This is a genomic window from Roseomonas sp. E05, assembly GCF_030063475.1.
Classification (GTDB): Bacteria; Pseudomonadota; Alphaproteobacteria; order Acetobacterales; family Acetobacteraceae; genus Pseudoroseomonas.
The window spans coordinates 155,678-179,864 of sequence record NZ_JASIRT010000005.1; the positions used below are offsets into that span (position 1 = coordinate 155,678).

At 72.0% G+C, this 24,187-nt stretch carries 21 protein-coding genes; 10 read left to right on the forward strand and 11 right to left on the reverse strand.

Annotation, left to right across the window (positions count from 1 at the left end):
• Nucleotides 1-13: 13 nt before the first annotated feature.
• Together QMO56_RS07780 and QMO56_RS07785 are read right to left on the reverse strand one after the other, a co-directional pair.
• The gene (locus tag QMO56_RS07780; RefSeq protein WP_283524686.1) at nucleotides 14-1,252 is read right to left on the reverse strand and encodes a type III PLP-dependent enzyme; all 1,239 of its coding nucleotides are present in this window, start codon (nucleotides 1,250-1,252) and stop codon (nucleotides 14-16) included.
• A 408-nt stretch (nucleotides 1,253-1,660) separates the two neighbouring features.
• Nucleotides 1,661-3,115: a DUF4403 family protein gene (locus QMO56_RS07785; RefSeq protein WP_283524688.1), complete on the reverse strand. Its 1,455-nt coding sequence runs from the start codon at nucleotides 3,113-3,115 to the stop codon at nucleotides 1,661-1,663.
• A gap of 190 nt (nucleotides 3,116-3,305) precedes the next feature.
• Between QMO56_RS07785 and QMO56_RS07790 the strand changes: the two genes are divergently transcribed.
• The gene (locus tag QMO56_RS07790) at nucleotides 3,306-4,805 is read left to right on the forward strand and encodes a M81 family metallopeptidase (protein ID WP_283524690.1); all 1,500 of its coding nucleotides are present in this window, start codon (nucleotides 3,306-3,308) and stop codon (nucleotides 4,803-4,805) included.
• A gap of 174 nt (nucleotides 4,806-4,979) precedes the next feature.
• Here QMO56_RS07790 and upp read toward each other — a convergent pair whose 3' ends face one another.
• From upp to QMO56_RS07805, 3 genes are read right to left on the reverse strand one after another with little or no spacing between them, the layout of a single operon-like run.
• Nucleotides 4,980-5,636, reverse strand: a complete 657-nt coding sequence (gene upp, locus QMO56_RS07795) for a uracil phosphoribosyltransferase (protein WP_283524692.1) — start codon at nucleotides 5,634-5,636, stop codon at nucleotides 4,980-4,982.
• Nucleotides 5,637-5,647: 11 nt separating this feature from the next.
• Complete coding sequence (locus QMO56_RS07800; protein WP_283524694.1) at nucleotides 5,648-6,874, reverse strand: URC4/urg3 family protein; 1,227 nt, start codon at nucleotides 6,872-6,874, stop codon at nucleotides 5,648-5,650.
• Nucleotides 6,871-8,142, reverse strand: coding sequence for a GTP cyclohydrolase II (locus QMO56_RS07805; RefSeq protein ID WP_283524695.1), 1,272 nt, complete (start codon nucleotides 8,140-8,142; stop codon nucleotides 6,871-6,873). Before QMO56_RS07805 ends, QMO56_RS07800 begins: the two co-directional genes overlap by 4 nt.
• Nucleotides 8,143-8,297: 155 nt before the next feature.
• Between QMO56_RS07805 and QMO56_RS07810 the strand changes: the two genes are divergently transcribed.
• From QMO56_RS07810 to QMO56_RS07830, 5 genes are all read left to right on the forward strand, one after another.
• Nucleotides 8,298-8,969, forward strand: a complete 672-nt coding sequence (locus QMO56_RS07810; RefSeq protein WP_283524697.1) for a TetR family transcriptional regulator C-terminal domain-containing protein — start codon at nucleotides 8,298-8,300, stop codon at nucleotides 8,967-8,969.
• Nucleotides 8,970-9,193: 224 nt separating this feature from the next.
• Nucleotides 9,194-10,048 (forward strand): neutral zinc metallopeptidase, encoded by an 855-nt coding sequence (locus QMO56_RS07815; RefSeq protein ID WP_283524699.1) that lies wholly within the window; start codon nucleotides 9,194-9,196, stop codon nucleotides 10,046-10,048.
• A gap of 65 nt (nucleotides 10,049-10,113) precedes the next feature.
• Nucleotides 10,114-11,103, forward strand: coding sequence for a 4-hydroxythreonine-4-phosphate dehydrogenase PdxA (pdxA, locus tag QMO56_RS07820; RefSeq protein WP_283524701.1), 990 nt, complete (start codon nucleotides 10,114-10,116; stop codon nucleotides 11,101-11,103).
• Nucleotides 11,100-11,840, forward strand: coding sequence for a pyridoxine 5'-phosphate synthase (locus QMO56_RS07825; protein WP_283524703.1), 741 nt, complete (start codon nucleotides 11,100-11,102; stop codon nucleotides 11,838-11,840). The genes pdxA and QMO56_RS07825 overlap by 4 nt, the downstream gene beginning before the upstream one ends.
• A 156-nt stretch (nucleotides 11,841-11,996) precedes the next feature.
• Entirely contained in the window at nucleotides 11,997-14,108 is a 2,112-nt protein-coding gene (locus tag QMO56_RS07830) for an HWE histidine kinase domain-containing protein (protein ID WP_283524705.1), read from the forward strand.
• Between the two features lie 99 nt (nucleotides 14,109-14,207).
• Here QMO56_RS07830 and QMO56_RS07835 read toward each other — a convergent pair whose 3' ends face one another.
• The 3 genes from QMO56_RS07835 to wrbA all read right to left on the reverse strand — a co-directional run bounded on the left by QMO56_RS07835 (nucleotide 14,208) and on the right by wrbA (nucleotide 17,212).
• On the reverse strand, nucleotides 14,208-15,146 hold the full coding sequence (locus QMO56_RS07835; RefSeq protein ID WP_283524707.1) for a dihydrodipicolinate synthase family protein: 939 nt from the start codon (nucleotides 15,144-15,146) through the stop codon (nucleotides 14,208-14,210).
• Nucleotides 15,147-15,468: 322 nt separating this feature from the next.
• Complete coding sequence (locus QMO56_RS07840; RefSeq protein WP_283524710.1) at nucleotides 15,469-16,413, reverse strand: ring-cleaving dioxygenase; 945 nt, start codon at nucleotides 16,411-16,413, stop codon at nucleotides 15,469-15,471.
• Nucleotides 16,414-16,600: 187 nt separating this feature from the next.
• Nucleotides 16,601-17,212: an NAD(P)H:quinone oxidoreductase gene (gene wrbA, locus QMO56_RS07845; protein WP_283524711.1), complete on the reverse strand. Its 612-nt coding sequence runs from the start codon at nucleotides 17,210-17,212 to the stop codon at nucleotides 16,601-16,603.
• 105 nt (nucleotides 17,213-17,317) lie between these two features.
• On the opposite strand from wrbA, the gene QMO56_RS07850 reads away from it, so the two are divergent.
• The 3 genes from QMO56_RS07850 to QMO56_RS07860 all read left to right on the forward strand — a co-directional run bounded on the left by QMO56_RS07850 (nucleotide 17,318) and on the right by QMO56_RS07860 (nucleotide 19,689).
• Entirely contained in the window at nucleotides 17,318-18,253 is a 936-nt protein-coding gene (locus QMO56_RS07850) for a LysR family transcriptional regulator (RefSeq protein ID WP_283524712.1), read from the forward strand.
• Between the two features lie 171 nt (nucleotides 18,254-18,424).
• Nucleotides 18,425-19,375 carry an alpha/beta hydrolase gene (locus tag QMO56_RS07855; RefSeq protein WP_283524714.1) on the forward strand — a complete coding sequence of 317 codons (951 nt, stop codon included), beginning with the start codon at nucleotides 18,425-18,427 and terminating at the stop codon, nucleotides 19,373-19,375.
• Between the two features lie 116 nt (nucleotides 19,376-19,491).
• Nucleotides 19,492-19,689, forward strand: coding sequence for a hypothetical protein (locus QMO56_RS07860; protein ID WP_283524715.1), 198 nt, complete (start codon nucleotides 19,492-19,494; stop codon nucleotides 19,687-19,689).
• Between the two features lie 220 nt (nucleotides 19,690-19,909).
• On the opposite strand, the gene QMO56_RS07865 is transcribed toward QMO56_RS07860, so the two are convergent.
• Nucleotides 19,910-21,124 carry an MFS transporter gene (locus QMO56_RS07865; RefSeq protein ID WP_283524716.1) on the reverse strand — a complete coding sequence of 405 codons (1,215 nt, stop codon included), beginning with the start codon at nucleotides 21,122-21,124 and terminating at the stop codon, nucleotides 19,910-19,912.
• A 6-nt stretch (nucleotides 21,125-21,130) separates the two neighbouring features.
• The gene (locus QMO56_RS07870) at nucleotides 21,131-21,577 is read right to left on the reverse strand and encodes a PRC-barrel domain-containing protein (RefSeq protein WP_283524717.1); all 447 of its coding nucleotides are present in this window, start codon (nucleotides 21,575-21,577) and stop codon (nucleotides 21,131-21,133) included.
• A 275-nt stretch (nucleotides 21,578-21,852) separates the two neighbouring features.
• Here QMO56_RS07870 and QMO56_RS07875 point away from each other — a divergent pair, with 275 nt between their 5' ends.
• Nucleotides 21,853-22,164, forward strand: coding sequence for an HU family DNA-binding protein (locus QMO56_RS07875; protein ID WP_283524719.1), 312 nt, complete (start codon nucleotides 21,853-21,855; stop codon nucleotides 22,162-22,164).
• Nucleotides 22,165-22,288: 124 nt separating this feature from the next.
• Here the strand turns inward: QMO56_RS07875 and QMO56_RS07880 are convergent, their stop codons facing one another.
• Nucleotides 22,289-24,184, reverse strand: a complete 1,896-nt coding sequence (locus QMO56_RS07880) for a response regulator (RefSeq protein WP_283524721.1) — start codon at nucleotides 24,182-24,184, stop codon at nucleotides 22,289-22,291.
• Nucleotides 24,185-24,187 lie beyond the last annotated feature (3 nt).

Here is a 24,187-nt window from a genome sequence, read left to right on the forward strand (position 1 = left end):
CCCCCAGCCTTTTTCAGGCCGCCGCCGCGGCCTCCTCGGCATGGCCCGGGGTTTCCAGCAGCGGCTGGTCCCGCACCTCGGCCATCCGGGCGCGGTCGAAGCCGTTGAAGGCCGTGCGCAGGCAGCCGCCATAGGCGCCGAGCTGCCCGATCTCGATCCAGTCGCCCTCGCGGATGTCCTCGGGCAGCAGGAAAGGACCGCGCATGAAGTCGGCGCTGTCGCAGGTCGGGCCGAAGAAGGCGAAGGGCCGCAGCGTGTCGCTGGCCCCGCCTTCCGGGCGGATCATCCGCGCGGGGAAGCGGAAGCCCGGCGCGCCGGCATCCGAGAGGCTGCCATAGACGCCGTCGTTCACGTACAGCACGTCGCCGCGCCGCGCCTCCACCTGCACCACCACCGAGGTGCCGGCGGCCACCAGCGCCCGGCCCGGCTCGGCCCAGAGGCGGGCGCCGGGCAGGTCGAGCGCCGCGAAGCCCTCCCGGATGGCGGCGAAGTAGTCGCCCAGCGGCGGCGGGGTGACGTCGGGATAGGCGACCGGGAAGCCGCCGCCGACGTCGATCACCTCCACCGGCACGCCGGCGCCGCGCACGGCCTCGCCGGCCAGCGCCAGGGCGCGGCCATAGGCGGCCGGGTCCAGGCACTGCGAGCCGACGTGGAAGCTGAGGCCCAGCCGCACCGCATGCGGCCGCGCCGCCCGCAGCAGCGCCACGGCCTCCTCCAGCGGCGCGCCGAACTTGCCGGAGAGGTCATAGACCGCCCCGCCCTTCGGCATGGCCAGCCGCACCACCAGGCCGAGATCGGCCGCCCCGCCGGTCTCCTGCAGGATCTTCTCCAGCTCCCCGGCGCTGTCGAGCACGAAGTCCCGCACCGCGTGGCGCTCATAGGCCTCGCGGATCGCCGGGCGCGACTTCACGGGATGCATGAAGTGGATCTGCGCCTTCGGGAACATCTGCCGCACCAGCCGCACCTCGGCCGCCGAGGCGCAGTCGAAGTGCCGCACGCCGCCGGCCCAGAGGGCGCGCAGCACGGCGGGCTCCGGGTTGCACTTCACCGCATACAGCACATCCCCCGCGAAGCCGCCAACGAAGCGGCGGGCGGCGGCGGCGAGGGTCGCCGGGCGCAGGCAGTGCATCGGCTCGGTGGGGCGGTCGGCGGCCACCAGCTCGCTCACGCCCGGCAGCATCAGGGGCGTGCGCGCCGCCTCGGGGCGGCGGCGGACGGGAGCAACGGCGGCGCGGGAACGAATCGGGGCCATGGGCAGAACTCGCAACGTCGCAGGAGGGGTGCGGCGGCCTGGCCGGAGGGGCGCAGGGCAGCGTGGAGGAGGGCGGAAGGGGCCGAGGGCCCGGCGCGTCAGGCGCCCGGGCGTGTCAGGCGATGTTGCGATGGCATGGCATCGCCACGTGGCGGACAGCGAACATAGCCGTTTCCCTTAAGGACGCCGGCCCATGGGTGGCCGGCTCGACCGAAAAGGACGCGTTACGTCGTTGCTGTGCCCTCCTCGGGCTCACGGCACGTGCGATTGCGTCGTCGATGTCTATATAGGGGAGCGCGCCGGAAAAATCACGGGCAGAGAGGGCGCAGGGCTTGCATTTTGCCGGCCTCGGCATGGCGCCGGACGCATAGGGACCGGCACGCCCCTCCCCCGGCAGGAAGGCAGGTGTCAGCCGCCGGGCAGCGTCCTCAGCTCCGCCGAGACCGTGGCCTCGGCAGTCCCGAGCACCGTCAGCGCGTCCGCCTCCGGCACCACCTGCTCCAGCCGCAGGCTGGGCCGCGAGAGCGTCAGGCGGACGCCGCCGGTCCGGGCTGGGTCGGAGAGCGTCCGTTGCAGCGCCTTCAGGGCATCGGCCATGCCCTGCCGCAGGTCATAGACCGCGATTTCGGCGATTCGCGCCCGGATCTGCGCTTCGAAGGCCAGCGTCGCCGCCGACCAGAGCAGGCTGTCCACGTCCCGCGCGAAGCGGATCTCGGCGAGGCGGATGCGGGTGCCGCCCCGCTCCACCACCGGCCGGGCGGAGAGGGTGACCCGTCCGGAGGTGTCGAACAGTGTCCCCGGCAGATCGACGGTGAAGCGGATGGCCGCCACCACTGCCGGCGCGCTCGGATAGAGGAAGATTTCCTGGATGCGCAGCCTGCCCTGCTGTCCGGCGACCTCGAAGGGGATGTCCCGCCTGCCGAACTGCTCCATCAGCCAGTCGCGGATCATGTCGTAGCCGGCGCGGATGGGGATGGATAGCTGCAGCCGCCCGTTCCGGTCCGGCACCCGGCGCAGCGGCGGCAGCGGGCCGGCGGGAGGCATCCCGCCGCCGGTGGCGGAAACCGCCGTGCGCGCCTGCAGCGCCAAGCCAAGGCGGAGGCGGTCCTGCTCCACCGCGAGGCCGGAGAGGCCGAGCGACAGCGGATGCACCAGCACATGCAGCGGCGGCGCGGCCGGGAGCTGCACGGGGATGTCGTAGTTGCGCCACGCCTCCTGCATCTGCCGCCGGATCGCGTCGCAGGGCATCGCCTCGCGGAGCAGCCGCGGCAGGTCGCGCAGCGCCGCGTCCACCCGCCCCCTCACCCGCTCCTCCACATTGACCCAGACGCCGCCGATCACCTCCAGCCGGGGGGATTTGGTCCACTGGTAAGCCACGTCCAGCCCGACCGTGGGGCACCAGTTCTCGTCGAGGGACAAGGCAAGGTCGGCCTGCACGTCGGCGGCGGCGTCGAAGTTCTTGGCGCCCAGCGCCAGCAGCTCGGCAAGCCCGCCGCTCAGCCCCGCATCGCCGTTCACCACCAGGCTCGTGGTCACGCGCAGGTCGCCATCCTCCGCGCGGGAGAGCGTGATGCCGCGGGTGCGGCGGACAGTGTAGCGATAGCGCGTGCCCTCGGCCTCGCCGGCATCGCTGAAGGCCTCGGGCAGGAGGCGCCCGGCGGTGTCATGAATGAGCGCGAAGGGCACGTCCAGCGGCAGCGCCACCCCGCTCTCGCGCGCCGGCAGGGCGAGCCGGCTGGCCCGCCGCTCCGGCGCCTGCGAGAGCAGCAGGTCATGCCCCTGATACCACCGCACCCCCAGCCAGGCCGGACCTGCGGCCAGCAGGAGGATCGCCGCCAGGGCCCATGCGCCACGCCTTCCCAACCGCTGCTCCCTTCATGCTGCCGCGGCCGGTAGAACCGCACGAACCCCGGGAACGTTGCCTGCGGCGGCGGTCCTGCCCGCCTTGGCCGCCCGGCCTCCCCGGCCTAGTCTTCCCCCTCCTGCCCCCGGAACGGGCCTCGCCGCTCCGCGCGGCAGCGCAGCAGAACGCCTCCGGCGTCGCAGGGGACTGATGACAGACACGCAGCCGATCCGCATCGCGGTGCTCAAGTTCTCCCATGAAACCGTGACCTTCCTGCCCTACGACACCACGGTCGAGGACTTCACCTACGAGGGCTCCCCGGCGAGGGGCGAGGCGCTGCTGGCCGCCGAGCCGAAATCCTATATCGGCGGCTTCGTGAAGGTGGCGCGCGAGTTCGCGGGGGTCGAGCTGGTCGGCATCGAGTCGCCGCTCGATTCGCGCCGCGGCTCCGGCTCCGGCTGGATCACCACCGAGGCCTTCGAGCGGTTCACCGGCCGGATGGTGGAGGAGCTGAAGGCGCAGGGTCCCTTCGACGGCGTCTATCTCTCCCTGCACGGCGCCATGGGCGTGCGCGGCGTGCCCCGCCCGGAGGCGGAGATCGCCCGCCGCGTGCGCGAAGTGGTCGGCCCGAAGGCCTTCATCGCCGCCACCTTCGACCCGCACGGCAACGAGGACGCGGAGTTCCTCCGCCACGCCGACATGGCCTTCACCGTGAAATACTACCCGCATTACGACAGCCACCTGCAGGGCGAGCGGGCGGCGCGCACCCTGGTCCGCGCCATCCGCGGCGACTACAGGCCGGCGCATGTGACGGTGAAGGTGCCCATCATTTCGCCCACCGTCCTGCAATGGACCGGCGCCTCGCCCTGGATGGACCTGATCCAGCGCGCCCTCACCTGGGAGGCGCGCGAGCCCGACACCTACGTCAACGTCTTCTTCGGCTTCCCCTGGTCCGACGTGCCGGATGCCGGCATGACCTTCCAGGTGCTGACCAACGGCAGGCCGGACCTCGCCGCGCGCATCGGCCAGGACATGGCCGGCACCGCCTGGCGCAGGCGCGAGGCGCTGCTGAACTCCACGAAGGTGCACAAGATCCCCGATGGCGTCGCGCTGGCGCAGCAGGCGGTGGCGGAAGGCCGCACGCCCGTCGTGCTGGCCGACCACAGCGACCGCTCCGGCTCCGCCACCTGGCTGCTGCAGGACATCCTGGCGCGCGGCCTGAGGAAGACGCTGGTCGCGACCATCGCCGATTCCGCCGCCATCGAGGCGCTGCTCGCCAAGGGCGCCAGGCCCGGCGACGCCTTCGACGGCGAGATCGGCGGCCTCGCCGACGAATCCGCCGGCCGGCCCGTGCGCGTCACCGGCACCATCCGCGAGATCAGCCAGGGGCTGCGCGAGAGCGCCGCCCTGCCCTGGGTGAGCATCGATTTCGGCGAGGACAACGTCCTCGTGCTCAGCCCCTATCTGGCGCAGATCATGGAGCCCTCCTCGCTGCGCAAGATCGGGCTCGATCCGGATGCCTTCGAGGTCATCGCCATCAAGTCGCGCGTGCATTTCCGCCGCGGCTTCGACGACACCGGCTTCGCGAAGGAAATCCTGCTGGTCGAGCCGCTGGAGCCCTTCCTCGGCACGGTGCGGCTGGATGGGCTGACCTACGAGTATCTCGACCTGAAGAACTACTATCCCTACGGGAATTCCTCCTTCCCGTAGGGAAAGAAAGGCCGGAGGAAAGAATTCCCCCGGACCCCCATCTTCTTTCTGTCAATTCTGCAGCGCTGGCGGCACGCGCCCACGCCGGGGCTGGAGCAGCCCCGGCGCCTCAGGCGTGACCTAAAGCCGATAGAAAAAAGAAGGGGGTCTGGGGGAATTCATTCCCCCAGCCTTTCACTTTGTCCCGTAGAGCCGGTCCCCCGCATCCCCCAGCCCCGGCCGGATATAGGCGTGGCTGTCGAGTTCCCGGTCGATGCTGCAGGTGAAGACCGGCACGTCCGGGTGCGCTTCCGTCAGTACGGAGACGCCTTCCGGCGCCGCCAGCAGGCAGGCGAAGCGGAGTTGCTCGGCGCCGGCCTGCTTCAGGCGGGAGAGCGCGGCGGCGGCGGAATGGCCGGTGGCCAGCATCGGGTCCACCACGATCACCAGCCGCTCCGAGACGTCGTCCGGCAGCTTGAGGTAATACTCCACCGGCACCAGCGTCTCCGGGTCGCGGTAGAGGCCGATATGGCCGACGCGGGCGGAGGGCACGAGGTCGAGCATCCCCTCCATGATGCCGTCGCCGGCGCGCAGGATGGAGACGATGCAGAGCTTCTTGCCGGCGAGGCGCGGCGCCTGCGTCACCTCCAGCGGCGTCTCGATCTCGACGCTTTCCAGCGGCAGGTCGCGCGTCAGCTCATAGGCCATCAGCAGGCTGATCTCGCGCGCCAGGCGGCGGAACTCGCCGGTGGAGGTCTGCTTCTGCCGCATCAGCGTCAGCTTGTGCTGCACCAGCGGATGCCGGATCACCGTCACGCTGTCGGGCACGGTCTGGGAGGGGGCGTCGGTCATCGGGCGTTCCATCAGAATACGGTTCCATCGCTCGCGACCTGGAGCGGTGGGCCACCCCCGGGCCGCAGCGCGCGGGCGATGCGGCGCCCGGCCGCCCAGGTGCCGCCTTCCAGCACGCGGGCCAGCGGCAGGGCCGCGGCGTCCAGCCCGAGGCGCTCGCGCACCAGCCCGGCCAGCCGGTCGAGCAGCGCCACGGTCAGCGCGCGCCACTCGACGATGGCGGGATGGTCCACCGGCAGAGCCTCGCGCGCCAGCGCCGGCTCGCGCAAGGACAGCACGCCGAGATCGAGCAGCAGCCCGCCATTGCGGTATTCCGGCAGCCCGGTCAACGCGTCGAGCGCCAGCACCGGGATGCCGGCCTCCTCCATCACCTCGGCCAGCGAGTAGCTGAGCCATTGCGAGAGCTTGTGGAAGGGCACCAGCCCCGGCGCCGGCCCTTCCGGCGCGGCGAGCGGGTGGCGCCAGACATCGCCGAGGTTCTCGCCATCCAGCGTCAGCCGCGCCGGCCAGACCGGCGCCAGCCCCTCCAGCACGGCGGCCAGGATGGCGGCGGCGGGCAGCCCTTCCGGCGTGGCGGCGGCGCACAGGGGGCCGAACAGCCCGCCCGGGCGCGGCGGCGCGCTGCCGAACAGCGCGGGCGACCGGCGCAGCGCGGCGCCCAAGTTGCGCAGCAGCGCGGCACGGCCCTCCAGCCCGGTGAGCGGGTTCTCCGGCCCGACCTGGAAGGCGGCGCCCAGCGCCTCGGCCGTCACCGCCTCCAGCCCGGCCGCATCCACCCGCAGCTTGTCCCCGGGATCGCTGGAGAACAGCCCGGCGGCGAAGGCGTGCAGGCTGGCCACGCCCAGCCCCTCGGAACGGGCGAGCCGCGTCCCCTCCGGCTCGGTGAAGGCCCAGTCCGGCCCGGCGCCGGCATCCAGCAACACGGAGACGACGCAGAGATCGATCCGCCGGCACGCCACCGCCGCCGCATCCTCGCCGCCGAGCCGAGCCGCCGCCAGCGCGCCCCAGCGGTCCACCCCGCCGGCCGCGAAGTGCCGCCAGCGCGCGTGGTAGGGAATGGCGAGGTCCGGGTAGTTCTGCCGGATGGTCTCGGCCACGTAGTCCGCGGCGGCGGGCAGGCGCTCCGGGTGCAGCGTGAAATGCGGCAGCGCGTCCGCCTCCGCCAGGCGCAGCAGGTCGTGGCAGCGCGCCCGGATGGTCTCCGGGCGGCGCAGCAGCGCCACGGCCGCGCTGCTCAAAGGGCGCGCCCCTTGGCGATGGCCAGCTCCGCCGCATCCGGCACCGCCTCGGTGAAGTAGCCGGCGGCCTTCTTGGCATCCATCTCGACACGCGCATCGGCCGGGATCAGCGCCTCCGGGATCGGGATGCGCGCCACCACCTCGATGCCGCTGCCGGTGATCGGCGCGAACTTCATGTTGCTCATGGACACGAGCCGGTCGATGCGGGTGATGCCGAGCCAGTGCAGCACGTCCGGCATCAGCTCCTGGAAGCGCATGTCCTGCACCCCGGCGACGCATTCGGTGCGCTGGAAATACTGGTCGGCGCGGTCGCCACCCTCCTGCCGCTTGCGCGCGTTGTAGACGAGGAACTTCGTCACCTCGCCCAGCGCGCGCCCTTCCTTGCGGTTGTAGACGATGACACCGACCCCGCCCTCCTGCGCCATCCCGATGCAGGCCTCGATGCCATGTGCCAGATAGGGCCGGCAGGTGCAGATGTCGGAGCCGAAGACGTCCGAGCCGTTGCACTCGTCGTGGATGCGGCAGGCAACCTGCGTCTCCGGCTTCCCGAGCTTGCCCGGATCGCCGAAGAGATAGACCGTCATGCCGCCGATCGGCGGCAGGAAGACGCGCAGGTCCGGCCGCGTCACCAACTCGGGAAACATGCCGCCGGTCTGCTCGAAGAGGTGGCGGCGCAGCTCCGTCTCGGTGATGCCGAAGCGCGCGGCGACGCCCGGCAGCCACCAGACCGGCTCGATGGCGACCTTGGTGACGCGCACATCGCCGTTGGGCAGCAGCACCGCGCCATCCGGCGCCAGCCGCCCGGCCAGCATGGCCTGCGTCACCTCCGGCATGTTCATGTGCGCGCGGGTGACGGCGATGCTCGGGCGGATGTCAAGTCCGGCGGCCAGTTCGGCGGCATAGACCTCGGGCACCAGATGCCCCCAGGGGTCGAGCGAGACGATCTTCGCCGGATCGCCCCAGGCGCCGAAGGGGCCGATCGGCACCGCCGGCCGCGTGTTGCTGAAATCCGGCCGGTGGTCGGCGCGGAGCTGCCCGGAGGCGACCGCCAGCGCGCGGTAGAGCGCATAGGAGCCGGCATGGGTGCCGATGGCGTTGCGCGCCGCCGGGTTCTGCAGCGTGGCGACCACCGGGCCGCGCCGTGCCGGATCGGCCTCCCCCCAGTGCAGCGGCGGCGCGGCGCCGGCGCCGCGGTTGGGGTGGGAGGTCAGGATGATCGGGCGCGGCACGCCGCCCTTGCCATCGCGCAGTCGGTTCAAACCGGTCATCGTCGCGGTCGTACCTCCTCGGGCCGGGCCAGCCTTCGCCCCGCGGGCGGGCTTGGTGCGGCGGCATGGGAAAGGCTAGGAGAAAGCTGACCAATCGGTCAATCTTGTTCAGTGTCGCGGCGCATGCCCATGATTGGAGCAGGGAGGTACCCCGGATGATGCAAAACGAGGCGGAACCTCCCGCCACCGGCAGCCGCGCCTGGCAGCGCCGGCAGCGCGTGGCGCATATCCTGGCCTCCGCCGAGCGGATCTTCGCCGAGGCCGGCTTCGGAGGGGCCAGCATGTCGGCCCTGGCCGCCGCCGCCGGTCTGCCCAAGGCCAACCTGCACTACTACTTCGGCACCAAGGAGGCGCTCTACACGGCGCTGCTGGACAGCATCCTCGACCTCTGGCTCTCCGCCACCGACAGCATCCGCCCGGAGAGCGACCCCGCCGAGGCGCTCACCGCCTATGTGCGCGCCAAGATGGCGTGGTCCCGCACCCGGCCCTATGCCTCGAAGGTCTTCGCCAACGAGGTGCTGCACGGCGCGCCCTATCTCGGCAGCTACCTGGCGGGCGAGCTGCGCGCCCTGGTGCGCGAGAAGTCCCGCGTGCTGGAGGGCTGGATCGCCGAGGGGCGGATGGAGCCGGTGGACCCGCCGCACCTGTTCTTCGCCATCTGGGCGATGACGCAGACCTATGCCGACTTCGAGGCGCAGATCCGCGCCGTGCTGGACCGGCCGGAACTCACCGCGCAGGACCATGCCCGTGGCAGCGACATGGTGCTACGGCTGGTGCTGAAGGGCTGTGGACTGCGTTTCGGCGCGGCAGAAGGTCTGGGGGAATGAATTCCCCCAGACCCCCTTCTTTTTTCTGTCAGTTGCCTGCGCGAGCGGAAAGCGCGGCGCCAAACCGATAAAGAGAAGATGGGGGTTCGGGGGAATTCATTCCCCCGATCTTTTCATGCCCCTTGAGCACCGTCGCGGAATCGCCTTGAAGGGCGCCATGCAACCGCGGGCCCAGCCGGCAGCTTGTGCTGCCGGTCAGGAATGCGAACGGAAAAGGGGCGGCCATGCGGCTGGGTGGACCGGAAAGCCGGAATGTCGAGGACCGGCGCGGCATGGGCGGCATGCGGCGGGGCGGCATTGCCGTCGGCGGCCTCGGCGGTGTTGCGCTGGTCCTGGTCTGCCTCTTCCTGGGGGTGGATCCCTCGGTGCTCTTCACCGACACGCAGGACAACAGCCAGGTCGCCACGCAGGGCGCCGCGCCGCAGGCGAATGGCGACGACCCGGAGCGCCGCTTCGTCGCGCAGGTGCTGGGCGAGACGGAGCAGGTCTGGAAAGCGCAGTTCCAGCGGCTCGACCAGCCCTACCGGGATCCCTCGCTGGTGCTGTTCACCGGCGCCACGCAGTCGGGCTGCGGCACCGCGCAGGCGCAGGTCGGGCCGTTCTACTGCCCGAGCGACCAGCGCATCTACATCGACCTCGGCTTCATGGCCCAGCTTCAGCGGCAGCTCGGCGCCAAGGGCGACTTCGCCGCCGCCTACATCATCGCGCATGAGGTCGGGCATCACGTGCAGAACCAGCTCGGCATCCTGAACCTGACGCGCCAGCTGCAGCAGCAGGCCACCGACCCGGCAGAGGCCAATGCCATCCAGGTCCGCGTCGAGCTGCAGGCCGACTGCTTCGCCGGGTTCTGGGCCAAGCAGGCCAACGAGGCGCGCAACATCCTGGAGCAGGGCGATATCGAGGAAGGGCTGAACGCCGCCGCCGCGGTGGGCGACGACCGCCTGCAGCGCCGCGCCCAGGGCGAGGTGCAGCCCGAGACCTTCACCCACGGCACCTCGGAACAGCGCATGCAATGGTTCCGCACCGGCCTGCAGCGTGGCGAGCTGGCCGCCTGCGACACCTTCGCCGGGCTGCGCTGACCGCACGCCGCCGCCTGGAACCCCCGCCATTCCCGAGAGCACACGGCCTGCGGTATAGCGGGGTGATGGACATGCAGCGCCCTCCCCTGGCCCTGACGATGGGCGAACCCGCCGGCATCGGCGGCGAGATCGCCACCAAGGCCTGGAGCGCGCTGCGCCAGGAAGGCCCGGCCTTCTTCTTCCTCGGCGACCCGGCGCTGCTGCCCGGCGTGCCGCACCGCCGCATCGCCAGCCCCGCCGAGGCCGCCACGGTCTTCCCGGAGGCTCTGCCGGTGCTGTCGCTGAACCTGCCGGCGCCCGTCACTCCGGGCCGGCCGGATGCGCGCAACGCCGGCCCGGTGATCGCCGCCATCGAGCGCGCCGTGGCGCTGGTCCAGGCCGGCGAGGCCGGCGCGGTGGTCACCAACCCCATCCAGAAGTCGGTGCTCACCGCCGCCGGCTTCCGCCACCCCGGCCATACCGAGTTCCTGGCCGAGCTGGCCCCGGGCGAGGGCCCGCCGGTGATGCTGCTGGCCGCCGCCGGGCTGCGCACCGTGCCCGTCACCATCCACCAGTCCCTGCGCAGCGTCATCGCGCGGCTGGACGCGGACCTGATCTGCCGCATCGCCCGCGCCACCGCCGCCGGGCTGCGGCGGGACTTCGGCATCACGGCGCCCCGCCTCGCCCTCGCCGGGCTGAACCCGCATGCCGGCGAGGACGGCACCATGGGCAGCGAGGACCGCGACATCATCGCCCCCGCCATCGCCACCCTGCGTGCCGAAGGGATCGACGCGCGCGGCCCCTTCCCGGCCGACACGCTGTTCACGCCGCATGCCCGCGCCGGCTACGACGTGGCGCTCGGCATGTATCACGACCAGGCATTGATCCCGGTGAAGACGCTGGACATGGCCGGCGGCGTCAACGTCACCCTGAACCTCGCGGTGGTGCGCACCAGCCCGGACCATGGCACCGCGCTCGACATCGCCGGCCAGGGCTGCGCCGATCCCGGCAGCCTGATCGCCGCGCTGCGCCTCGCCGCGCAGCTCGCCGCCCACCGCAGGAACCAAGCCGCATGATCCCGCTGCGCCTCTCGGTCAACGTCGACCACGTCGCCACCCTGCGCAACGCGCGCGGCGGCCGCTTCCCCTGCCCGGTGGAGGCGGCGCGCGCCTGCCTCGCCGCGGGCGCGGACGGCATCACCGTCCACCTGCGCGAGGACCGCCGCCATATCCGCGACGAGGACGTGCGCCGCCTCGGCGCCGAGGCCGGCCTGCGGCTGAACTTCGAGATGGCGGCGACGGAGGAGATGGTCGGCATCGCCGAGGGCCTGCACCCCGCCGCCTGCTGCATCGTGCCGGAGAAGCGCGCCGAGCTGACCACCGAGGGCGGGCTGGACGCGCGCGGCGCCGGCCCCTTCCTGGGCGAGGCGGTGCGCCGCCTCGCCGCAGCCGGCATCGAGGTCTCCCTCTTCGTCGAGCCCGACCCGGCGCAGATCGCCGCCGCCGCCGCGCTCGGCGCCCAGGCGGTGGAACTGCACACCGGCACCTATGCCGACGCGCGCCCCGAGGCGCGCGGCCCGCTGCTGGCGCGGCTGCGCGCGGCGGCGGTGGTCGCGGCGCAGCACGGCCTCACCTGCCATGCCGGCCACGGGCTGGATTTTGAGAGCGTGCGCGGCGTCGCTGCCATCCCGCAGGTGGTCGAGGTCAGCATCGGGCATTTCCTGATCGGCGCGGCGGTGTTCCAGGGCCTGCCCGCAGCGGTCGCCGAGATGCGTGCGGCGATCGCCGCCGGGCGTGCCGACGCGACTTCCTGAGCGTCAGCCACGCCGGCGGAACCGGCCGGACAACCAGACCGCGCAACTCGTGATCAAAATTCCCCCCCGCTCATTGCGCTGCGGTGGCTCGGCGGTGCAGGCTGCAGGGCAGGATGCGGGAGGAATGACGTGCTCGAGAAGGGGCCCTCTGCCAGAATGGCGGTGCTTACCTCTTCGCTTTTCAGCCACAAGCGCAAGGCCATCGGCGACAGGGAGCGGAAGCGCCAATGGCCGCTGGCCGCCCACCTCACCCTGCTCTGCCTCGTGCTGCTGCTGCCCGTGCTGCTGCTCTCGGGCGGCCTGGGCAGGCTTTATCTCTCCACCGAGCGCCACGCGCTGCGGCAGGAGGCCCTCTCCCGCGCGCGCAACATCATGACGCTGGTGGAACGCGACGTGGAGGGGCAGGCCGCTGCCCTTCAGGTGCTGGCCGCCAGCCTCCCGGTGGAAACCGCCGGCTTCCCCCGCCTCGCCGCCCTGGCCCGCCAGGCGGGCACCGTGCTGGGCGGCGAGGTGACCCTGCACCAGCCGGAGGGCGCCCCTGCGGCGGGCGCCGTGGCGCCGCAGCCTCCCGCCGCCTCCCGCAGCTTCGCCGAGGCGCGGCGCAACCGCGCGCCGACCATCTCCGGCCTGCTGCAGCAGGCGCCGGGCGGCCCCTTCTCGATCGCCATCACGGTTCCCGTGCTGCGGGACGAGGAGGTGGCCTACCTCCTCAGCCTGAGCCTGGACCCGCAGCGGCTGCTCACGCGGCTGCACGAGGTGAGCCTGCCCCGGGGCTGGGCGGCGCTGCTCGTCGATGGCCAGCGCCACATCATGGTCCATTCCGCGCGGCAGCAGGAGATCCAGGGGCGGCTCATCTCCGAGCAGGCACAGGAGGCCAGCAGCCTGACCGCCAATTTCTGGTCCGCGCGCAGCTCCGCCGGCGAGCCGGTGCTGGTGGCCTCCGCCCTCTCCTCCGCGCTGGGCTGGCGGGCCGGCGTCCTGGTGCCGACCCGCATCGCCGAGGCGCCGCTGCGCCAGTCCCTGCTGCTGCTGGGGCTGGGAGCAGGGGTGCTGGTGGCGCTGGCCATCGGCCTGGCGGTCGTGTTCGCCCGGCGCGTCGCGCGCCCCGTGCAGCACCTGGCGCGCGCCGCGCGGCAGCTCGGCCAGGGCGAGCCGGTGCAGCCTGCGCCGGCCTCCATCCAGGAAGTCTCCGCCGTCGGCGCCGCCATGGCCGAGGCCAGCACGGCCCTGCGGCAGCGCGAGCAGGCCCTGGCCGAGAGCGAGAGCCGCCTGGCGCGGGCGCTGGAGGCCGCACGGGTCGGCACCTGGGAGTGGGAGGTGGCGAGCGGCCGCCTGACCGGCTCGGCGGGGCGGGAAGCCCTGTACGGCCTGCCCGCGGGCGCGCTGCCGACGCATGCGGCCATGGAGGAGGTCATCCACCCGGAGGACCGGCCCCTGCTGCACCAGGCCGTCGCGGAGGTGCTCGATCCGGCCGGACCGGGGCATTACGATGTGCTGTTTCGCGTTTGCTGGCCGGACGGGCAGGTCCGCTGGCTGCACCGGCAGGGCGCGGTGGTGGAGCGCCACCCCGACGGCACGCCGCTGCGGGTGAGCGGCGCGGTGATGGACGTCACCGAGGCGCAGCAGGCCGCCGCGCGCGAACGGCAGCTCGCCCGCGAGGTGGACCACCGGACGCGGAACGTGCTGAGCGTGGTGCAATCCGTGCTCCACATGAGCCGCGCCGACGATCCCCCGCGCTTCATCGAGGCGGTGAAGGGCCGCGTGACGGCACTGGCGCGGGCCCACACCCTGCTGGCCAACGGGCAATGGCTCGGCACCGAGTTCCACAGCCTCGCCCGTGAGGCGATGGGGCCGTATCAGGCAGGCGGCCGGATCCTGCTGCAGGGCCCGGCGCTGATCGTCGCGCCCCATGCCGTGCAGCCCCTGGCCCTGCTGCTGCACGAGCTGGCCACCAACGCGGCGCATCACGGGGCGCTCTCGGACGAGCAGGGACAGGTCCGGCTGTCCTGGGTGCGCCAGCAGGAGAGCCTGCTCCTCTGCTGGCGTGAGCAGGGCGGGCCGCCGACCCGGCAACCGGCCCGCCAGGGCTTCGGATTGAAGGTGGTGGAGAACACGGCACGCCGGCAGCTCGGCGGGACGGTGGAACTGCGCTGGGAAGCGGATGGGCTTGATTGCCGGCTGCGCTTTGAAACGGCGCGCCTGCTGCAGCAGGGTGACACCGCCACCCCGTCCCTGATGCGGCCCGGGCCGGTGCCGCTGCGGGCGTGACACGGGAAAGGAAAAGCCCGGGGGAAGGAATTCCCCCGGGCCCCATCTTCTTTCTGTCTGTTTTTTCGCGTGGCCGCGGAGGGTCTTCCTCCCCCCGGCTCAGCGCAGCCTGCCGGCGCGCGGGTCCTTCCGCGCCACGCGGGAGAGCAGGTACTCCACCTCGCTCTTCGCCTTGGCGGTCAGCGCCGCGCCCGGCTTGCGCTGCGCGTCGGAGGCGATGATGCCGCGCCGCGCCATCACGTATTTCCGCACCGCGAGGCCGGTCGGCCCCTGCTGCTGCTCGTAGCGCAGCAGCGGCAGATGGGCGTCGAACAGGTCATGCGCCGCGTCGCGCTGGCCCTCGGCCTGCAGGCGCACCACGTCGCAGAGCATGTCGGGGAAGGCGTAGCCGGTCATCGCGCCGTCGGCGCCGCGCTCCACCTCGAAGTCGAGGAACAGGCCGCCATTGCCGCAGAGAATGGAGATCGGCCGCATCGAGCCGTCCGCCTGGAAGCCGCGCAGCGTGGAGATCTTCTCCAGCCCCGGCCAGTCCTCGTGCTTCAGCATGACGCAGGAGGGGTTCTCCTGCACGATCCTGCGGATCACCGCCGGCGTCATCACCACGGAGAAGGTCTGCGGGAAGTCCTGGATGACGAAGGGCACGTCCTCACCGATCGCCTCCGCCGCCTGGCGGTAGTAGGTGGTGATCTGGTCGTCGGTGCGCAGCGTGTTGGGCGGCGCGATCATCACCCCGGCGGCGCCCTTGTTCATCGCGGCGCGCGCCAGGCCGCGCATGGCGGCGAAGCCGGGCGCGGAGACGCCGACGATCACCGGCAGCCCCTCGGCGCGGCGGATGAAGCGGGTGGCGATCTCCAGCGCCTCGGCCTGGTCGAGCTTCGGCGCCTCGCCCATGACGCCGAGCACCGTCATGCCGGTGCTGCCGACCTCGCGGTAGAAGTCCGTCATGCCGTCGATCGAGTCGAAGTCGACCCGGCCATCGGCGTGGAAGGGGGTGGGGGCGATCGGGTAGACGCCCCGGGCGGTGTGGTCGAGCGGCATGGCTTCCTCCGGCTGACGCGACGCCCTGCTTTACCGGAGAAGCCGCCGGGCGGGAACCGGCGGAGGCAGGGCGTCCGGCGGGAGTCGCGGGCCTGCCCGCAAAAGAAGCCTGGGGGAGTGAACTCCCCCAGACCCCCTCCTTTTTCTGTCAGTTTTTCGGGTCCGACCTGCGGCAAAGGCGCTCGTTATGGCCCGTGCGGCGGTCTTCGCCGGAGCTGTTGCAGCCCCGGCGCCCGCGCGTGCCGCCAGCGCAACAAACTGACAGAAAAAGAAGAAGCGGGGGTCCGGGGGAGAATTCTTTCTCCCCCGGCCCTTCCAGCGTTCAGAGCGGCTTCAACTTCCGCTCGATGGCCGCGCGCTGCGGCTCCAGGAAGGGCGGCAGGGCGAGGCGCTCGCCAAGCTGGTCCTTCGGCTCGTCGGCGTCGAAGCCGGGGCCGTCGGTCGCGATCTCGTAGAGGATGCCGCCCGGCTCCCGCACATAGAGCGAGCGGAAGTAGTAGCGGTCCACCGGGCCGCTGGAGCGCAGGCGGAACTGGTTGAAGCGGTCCACCCAGGAGCCGTATTCCTCGTCCCGCACCCGGAAGGCGACGTGGTGCACGCTGCCGGCGCCGGGCTGGTGCGGCGGCAGATGCGGCTCGATCCGCATGTGCAGCTCGGCCGCCGGCCCGCCCTCGCCCATCTCATAGACCTGCACGTCCACCGGCTGCGCCTCGTCGGTGCGGTAGGTGCGGCCGCGGCGCATCGCCATCACCTCGGTGGCGAAGGCGTCCGAGCGGCGCAGGTCGGGCACGCTCATGGCGATCGGGCCGAGGCCGCGGATCTGCTGCGCCGCCGGCACCGGGCTGCGCGCCCAGGAATGCGCCTCGCCCGCGCCGCCGTCATCCACCAGCGCCAGGCGCTGCCCCTCCGGGTCCTCGAAGAGAAGCTGCAGCCGGCCGTCAATCGCGCGGATGGGCTCGGCGCTGACGCCTTGCGCCGCCAGCCGCTCGGCCCAGAAGCGCAGCGCCGCCTCGCCGTTCACGCGCAGCCCGGTGCGGGTGATGCTGTGGGTGCCGCGCCGCTCCCGTTCCACCGGCCAGTCGAAGAAGGTCAGGTCGGTGCCGGGGCTCGCCTCGCCATCGGCGTAGAACAGGTGGTAGGCGCTGGTGTCGTCCTGGTTCACCGTCTTCTTCACCAGCCGCATGCCCAGCACGCGGGTGTAGAAGTCGTGGTTGCCCCGCGCATCGGCGGAAACGGCGGTGAGATGGTGGATTCCGTGCAGCTGCATGGCTGCCTCCTTTCGCAGGCCGCATGGCGCGGCCGGCACGGAGGGCATCGGCCCTCCGCGGCGGGGCTTGCGCCGCCAGCCTCTCTGTCTGCGGTTCGCGCCGCCGCCGGGATCGGCGACGGCGACCGGGCCATGGGCGCCGCGGCCGGGCGGCGCGCAGGGCGGCGAGGCGCCCCGCGAAGGTTTCTCAGCCCCGCCCGCGCACCAGCGCGGCGGTCACCTCGGCCACATGGCGGCCCTGGAACCTGGCCATCTCCAGCTCCGCCTCGCTCGGCATGCGGGAGCCGTCGCCATTGGCGATGGTCGAGGCGCCATAGGGCGTGCCGCCGTTCACCGTGGTGATGTCGGTCAGCCGCTTCTCGCTGTAGGGCAGGCCGACGATGACCATGCCGAAATGCATCAGGTTGACGATGGTGGAGGTGATCGTCGTCTCCTGGCCGCCATGCTGGCTGGCGGTGGAGGTGAAGACCGAGCCCACCTTGCCGACCAGCTTGTCCTGGAACCACAGCCCGCCGGTCTGGTCGAGGAAGTTGGCCATCTGCGAGGCCATGCGGCCGTAGCGCGTCGGCGTGCCGATGATGATGGCGTCGTAGTCCACCAGCTCGTTCACCGTGGCGACCGGCGCCTCCTGGTCCAGCTTGAAATGGCTCTTCTTCGCCACCTCCTCCGGCACCAGCTCCGGCACGCGCTTCACCGCCACCTCGGTGCCGGCCACCTGCCCGGCGCCCTCGGCGATGGCCTTCGCCAGCGTCTCGATATGGCCATAGCTGGAATAGTAGAGGACCAGGACCTTGCTCATGCTGCGGCTCCTTTTCTGTGGAGAGGATGGTGTTCGGAAGGTGCGTTCGCGCTGGTGAACGCGCAACGCGTTGCGGAGAAACGCAACGTTCGCTAAACAAGAACGATGCGGCCTGACACCGAGGCGCTGGCCACCTTCGTCCAGGTGGTGGACAGCGGCACCATCACCGCCGCCGCCGCCCGCCTCGGCCTGGCGAAATCGGTCGTCAGCAAGCGCGTGACGCTGCTGGAAACGCAGCTTTCCGCCAAGCTGTTGCACCGCGCGCCGCGCCGGGTGGCGCCGACCGAGGCCGGCGCGCTGCTTTACGAGCGGGCGCGCGCCCTGCTCGCCCAGCTCGACACCGTGGCCGACGAGGTGATGGCCCGCTCCGGCGCCCTGCAGGGATTGCTCCGCCTCGCCGCGCCTCTGAGCTTCGGCATCCGCTATCTCGGGCCGCTGCTCGCCGATTTCATGCGCCGCTACGAAGGCATCGAGGTGGTGCTCGACCTCGACGACCGGCATGTGGACCTGTTCAGCGGCGGCTATGACCTGGCGCTGCGCAGCGGCCGGCTCGGCGATTCCGAGCTGCGCACGCGCCGGCTCGGCACCAGCCGGCGCGCACTTTGCTGCAGCCCCGACTATGCCGCCCGCCACGGGATGCCGGAAAGCCTGGAGGCGCTCGCGGCGCATTCCTGCCTCGGCTACGCCAATGCCGCCGCCGGCCATCTCTGGCGCTTCGCCCCGACCGGTGGCGCAACGGGCGAGCCGCGTTCCCTGGTGCTGCGCGGCCGGATGACCGCCAACAGCGGCGAGGCGCTGCTGGACGCCGCCCGCGCCGGCATCGGCCTCGTGGTGCTGCCGACCTTCCTGGTGGCCGATGCCGTGCGCGCCGGCGCGCTGCTGCCGCTGCGCATCCCCGGCTGGGAGCCGGTGCCGGACACTCTCCAACTCGTCTACCCGCCGACGCCCGCCATGCCGCTCAAGGTGCGTGCGCTGATCGAGCATCTGGCGGGCGCCATCCGCGAGCCCTTCGCCTGGGACGCGCCTTTCCAGGGAGCCTGACAAAGCCGGGGGAATGAATTCCCCTCCGAACCCCTTCATTCCGCCGGTTCGGCGCCACGCCTTCCCCCCCCCGCGCGGGAAGCTCGAAGAAAAAAGAAGGGGGCCCGGGGGAATTCATTCCCCCGGCCTTTTCCGGCAGGCTGGAGCCCCATCCCGCAGGGAACAACGCCGATGACGAACGCCACCCCCGCCCTGGACCCCGAGGTTCTCGCCGCGCAGGAGCGCTTCCAGCGGGAGGGCATCGCCGGCGGCGACGTGCTGACCCAGCCGGTCGAGGAGGCCCGGGCCGCGACGCGCCGCTTCCAGGCCTGGCTGAACCAGGGCGGCCCGGCGGTGGAAAGCACCGTGGAGCACGTGCTCGGCACCACGCCGCCCCTGCGCCTGCGGCTCTATCGCCCCGCGGCCGAAGGCCCGCTGCCGGCCTATCTGCACGTCCATGGCGGCGGCTTCGCCCTGGGCAGCCTCGACGCGCTCGACCGCTGGAAGCGCGAGATCGCCGACGAGGCCGGGATGATCGTCGTCGGGCTGGACTACGCGCTGGCGCCCGAGCACCCCTACCCCACCGCCATCGAGCAGGTGCTCGCGGCGCTGCGCTGGCTGCGCGACGCGGCAGGCGATTTCGGCGTGGACGGCGGCCGCCTCGCGGTCGGCGGCGATTCCGCCGGCGGCAACCTGGCGCTCAACGCGCTGCTCCGCCTGCGCGACGCGGGCGAGGCCGGGCCGCGCCTCGGCGCCATCATCTACGGCATGCTCTCGGCCGAGCATGGGACGTCCTCGCACCGTGAGCTGGGCGACGGCCGCTTCGGCCTCTCCACCGCGAAGCTCGACTGGTTCTGGAGCCGCTACCTGCCGGATGCCGCGCTGCGCCAGACCCCTGGCGCCGCGCCGCTCCACGCCGATCTCGCCGGCCTGCCGGAACTGCTGCTGCAGGCGGCGGCACTCGATCCGCTGCTGGACGACACGCTCAACCTCGGCAAGCGCCTCACCGCCGCCGGCGTGACGCACCGGATGACCGTCTATGAGGGCGTGCCACACGGCTTCATCGGCCAGACCGCCGTGCTGGAAAAGGCCCGCGCCGCGCGGGCGGAGGTCGTGGCGGCGCTGCGGCGGGTGCTCGGCTGAAGGCCAGGCCGGGGGATGAATTCCCCCAGCCCCCTGTTTTTCTGCCGGCCCGGCGGCCCGCAACCCCGCCCCGGCAGACCCGTTCCCCAGGGAGGACGATCGGGAAAGGAACCCTCATGGCCGACAACACCCGCAAGCCGCAGGACAAGCGGAAACAGACCGGAACTTCGGACGACGCCACGAAGCTCGGCACGCTCACCGGCATGATGACGGGCCACACGACCCGCGATGCCGAAACCACCCGGCCCGGCGACGAGACCACCGGCCCCGGCGACCTCGGCAACCTGCTCAAGAACCAGCGCGAGGAGGGCTGACCCCTCTCCGGCGGCGCGGCTGGAGCACCCTCCGGCCAGACGGAACCGGCTGGCCGGGGGTGTCCGGAGAAACAAGCCTCCGGAGCCTTGCAGCGGGCCGCGGCGAAGGGAAAAGTCTAGAGCATTTTCCGTTCGCTCTGGCTCACGGAAAATGCTCCAGCCATTTGTTTTGACGAGCATCTTCACCCGTCCCGATGATGCCATCGGAACGGGATCTGCTCTAGTCCGCCGCGACCACATCCGCCGGGAGCGCCGGCCGTGTCTCCGGCATGGCCAGGAAGGTCAGCAGCACGCAGGCCAGGCCAATCCCGCCGAGCATCGTGAAGGCCATCTCGGGGCTCGCCCAGGTGGCCACCGAGCCGGCCAGGCCGGTGCTGATGGTGCCGCCGATGCCGACGGCCAGCCCGAAGAAGCCCATGCAGAGGTTGAAGCGGTTGGTGCCACGCGTCAGGTCGGCCGCAGTGAGCGGCAGCATCACGTTCAGCGTGGCGGCGCTGACGCCGTCCAGCGCCTGCACCAGCAGCAGCATGTAGGGCTCCTGCACCACCGCCAGCAGCAGGCCGCGCAGCGGCAGCATGCTGAAGCCCATCAGCAGCACGGTGCGCCGCCCCTGGTCCTGCGCCAGCCGCCCCACCCAGGGTGAGATGCCCGCCACCACGAGCTGCGGCACGACGATGCAGCCGGCGATGATCAGGTTGGCCTCATCCCCCGCCGCCCGCGTCACCGCCGTGCCGGCCAGCGGCAGCATCGCCGCGTTGGAGAGGGTGAACAGCAAGGCGCAGCCGGCGAAGACCAGGATGCCGCGGTCGAGCATCAGGTCGCGCAGCCTCCCCCGCGGGGTATGCGCCTGCGCCTGCATGGCCGCGACATTGGCCGCCATGTCGCTGTCGCGGATGTTCAGCAGCGCCACCAGGCTCGGCACAGTCAGCACGGCGGTCAGCCAGAACACCGCGGCCGGCGCGAGATAGGTGCCGATCAGCCCCATCACGCCCGCCGCGATGGCGCCACCCAGCGAGGCGAAGCGCGTGTTGCGCCCGAGCCGCTCGCCCAGCGCCGCGCGGCCCACCAGGCCGAGGCTGATGGCGGCGATCGAAGGCGTCAGCACGCAGCTGGCGAAGCCGTGCAGGATCTCGGAGAGCAGCACCGGCAGGGTGGCCGGCCAGGCCGCCAGCAGCACGGCGGCAAGCGCGATGCTCAGCAGCGCGCCCATCGCCGCGCGCCGCTTGTGCCGCGTGGCGTCCACCAGCGCGCCGGCCGGCATCTGGCTCAGCATGGCCGTCATCGTGCCCAGGCTGAGCGCGAAGCCGATCTGCACCTCCGTCCAGGCCTGCGTGGTCAGGTAGACCGCCACGAAGGGGCCGAAGCCGGTCTGCACATCCGCGACAAAGAAGTTGAGCCAATCGAGTCCGCGCTGGCTCTGCCGTGAGACTGTCATGCAGGCCTAATGCGGCTGCGCCACCGGGGTCGCCATCACAGCATCCTCACCATCGCGGTATTCGGGAAAAGCCTTCAGCTGCTCGCGTGTCAGGGACAGCAGCGCGCCCTTGGCGCCGAACCGCACCAGCGGCCAGGCGACGGCGATGCGCCGCTTGCCGACGCCGAGGAAGCCGCCATAGTCCAGCACCACGGCGCGCGGGCTGCCGCCCTCGTCCACCAGCACGTTCACCACCTGACCGACGACGATGCCGGAAGGCCCCTTCACCTCCGAACCCAGCACGCGGAAGGTGGCATCCTTCGGCAGGGGCTCCTGGCCGATGGCGGGCGCGGCCTCCGTTGTCTCCTCATCCTCTGCCGCCAGAGCGGGGAAAGAGAGGGAAGCGAACAGCAGGAGCAGGGCCGGCAATGGCACGCAGGATTTCCGGCCGGGAATGGCATGGGCAATGGGCACGGTGTCCTCCTCCTGAACAGGCTGGCCGGGCGCCCCGGCAGGGTCACGGCACTTGCAGGCCACTGCAGGAACGGCGGCCGGGCAAGGAAGTTAGCTCCTGCGGGCCGGGCGGCAGGCCGCGTCGCGCTGTCATCCGGCCCGGTGCATCCCGCCGCCGCGCAAGGCCGCGGCTTCCCGGCAAATCGCAGCGGCTTCTTGCAGGGACAGCAATGCGAGGGACTTCACGCCGGGCGCTGGCTGTGCTTTGCCTATGGAATCGCTCGAAAGGCAAGACCATGTCAAAGAAGTTCCTCGCCGACACGATTCAGAATTCCATCGAGATCACCGGTGTCGGCGCCAATGCGCTGGCCGGCGACATCATCGAGGCGATCAAGGCCGAAATCGTCCGCACCGGCCGCTTCACCATTCCCGAGTTCGGCGCCTTCGCGGTGCGCGAGACCCCGAAGCGCACGGCGATGAACCCGCGCACCGGCGAGAAGGTGGCGGTGAAGGCCGGCGCCACGGTGCGCTTCAAGCCCTCCCCCGCGCTGCGCGAGGCCGCCTTCACGGCGCTGAAGAAGAGCAAGCGCAAGGCCGCCAAGGCCTGAGTCGCCCCGCCCCGCCGGCCGCTCCGGCGGGGCGCCCGCCGCACGGCCCGTGCGGCGGGCGTTGCAGGAGTTCCGGCGGCAGCGCCATGCCGTTCCCGCCCTCCTTGTTTCACCCCTTTCCCGCTCAGGCGAAGGGCGGCCTCAGCAAAAGCGCGATGCAGCGCGCCAGATCCGCCTGCCGGAACGGCTTGCGCAGCACCGGATAGCCTTCCGGCACCGCCTCGGGATCGGCATAGCCGGTCAGCAGCAGGATCGGCAGCCCGGGGCGCAGCCGATGCGCGCGGCTGGCCAGTTCCTGCCCGGTCATGCGCGGCATCGTCAGGTCCGTGACCATCACGCGGATGTCCTCGCCCTGTTCGAGTACCCGCAGCGCCGCTTCGCCATCCGCCGCCTCGACGGCACGGTGGCCGAGATTGGCAAGGAAGGTCGCGGTCACGCCACGCACGCCCGGGTCGTCATCCACCACCAGCACGCTGACCGGCAGGGTCGCGGGCGCCGCCGCGCCGCCATGCTCCGGCGCGCTGTCCGCCGGCTGGTGCGCGCGCGGCAGGAGCAGTTCCACCGTGGTGCCCTGCCCCGGCGTGCTGGCGAGGGTCGTCGTGCCGCCGGACTGCCGCGTCAGTCCATAGACCATCGAGAGGCCGAGCCCGGTGCCGCGCCCCACCTCCTTGGTGGTGAAGAAGGGCTCGAAGGCCTGCGCCAGCACGGCCGGCGGCATGCCGTCACCGTTATCGGCCACCGCCACCGCCACGTATTCGCCGGCAGCGAGGTCGTGCACCATGTCCTCGCCGACCACGAGGTTGCGGGTGGTGAGGGTGATGGTGCCGCCCTTTGGCATGGCGTCACGGCTGTTGATGCAGAGGTTGAGCAGCGCGAGGCCGAGTTGCTCCGGGTCCACCAGCGCCGGCCAGAGCTCCGTCTCCAGCCGGTGCCGCAGCTCGATGCCCGCGCCCAGGCTGCGCAGCAGCAGGTCGTCCATCTCGCGCACGAGCCGGTTGATGTCGCTGGCGCGCAGCTGCAGCTCGCGCTTGCGGCTGAAGCTGAGAAGGCGCTGCGTCAGGGTGGAGCCGCGCTCCGCCGCGGTGATGGCGTTGCGCAGCAGCTTCTGCTGCCGCGGCTCCGCCAGCGGGGTGTGCGTCAGCAGGTCCAGGCTGCCCAGGATGGCGGTCAGCAGGTTGTTGAAGTCATGCGCCACGCCGCCGGCCATGGTGCCGAGCGCCTGCATCTTCTCCGCCTGGTGCAGCCGCTCCTCCAGCCCGCGCTGCTCGGTGGTGTCGTGCTCGATGGTGGCGAGATGGGTCACGCGCCCGGCGGCGCCGCAGATCGGGATGCGGCTGACCCGCACCCAGCGCGGCGGCGCCTCCTCGCTGCCGCGCTGCTCCGTCACCTCCGCCGGCTGGCCGCTCTCCATCACCGCCCGGTCCGCCGCCAGCAGCGCCGCCCGGGCGGCGGGGGGCAGCAGCTCCGCCTCGCTGCGGCCGACGCATGCCTCCACCGTCCGGCCGAGCGCCGCAGCCTTCACCGCGTTGAGCCGCACGAAGCGGCCCTCGGTATCCTTGAAGCTCAGCGCGTCCGTCGAGGAATCGAGCAGGCCGCGCAGCAGCGCACGCTCGGTGTCCAGCGCACGGGCCAGGCCGCGGCGGGCGACGGCGTTGCGCGCCATGCTGAGCAGCGCCGCCGGCTCCCAGGGCTTCGGCGCGTAGCCGGCGATGCGCCCGTTGTTGACGGCGCTGATCACCGCCTCCAGGTCGGCATAGCCGCTCAGCAGCAGCGCCTCGGCATCGGTGATCCCGCGCGCCTGGGCAAGGAAGACGTCCCCCGTCATGCCCGGCATCCGCTGGTCCGAGATGATCACGTCCACCGCCGGCTCGCGGGCCAGCAGCGCCAGCGCCTCGGCGCCGCAGGCGGCGGTCAGGACGCGGAACTCGTCCTCGAACAGGTCGGCGAGGGCGACCAGGATCTCCGGTTCATCATCGACCAGCAACAAGGTCGCTGGCGAAAGGTCGGGCTGTACGTCCATCGT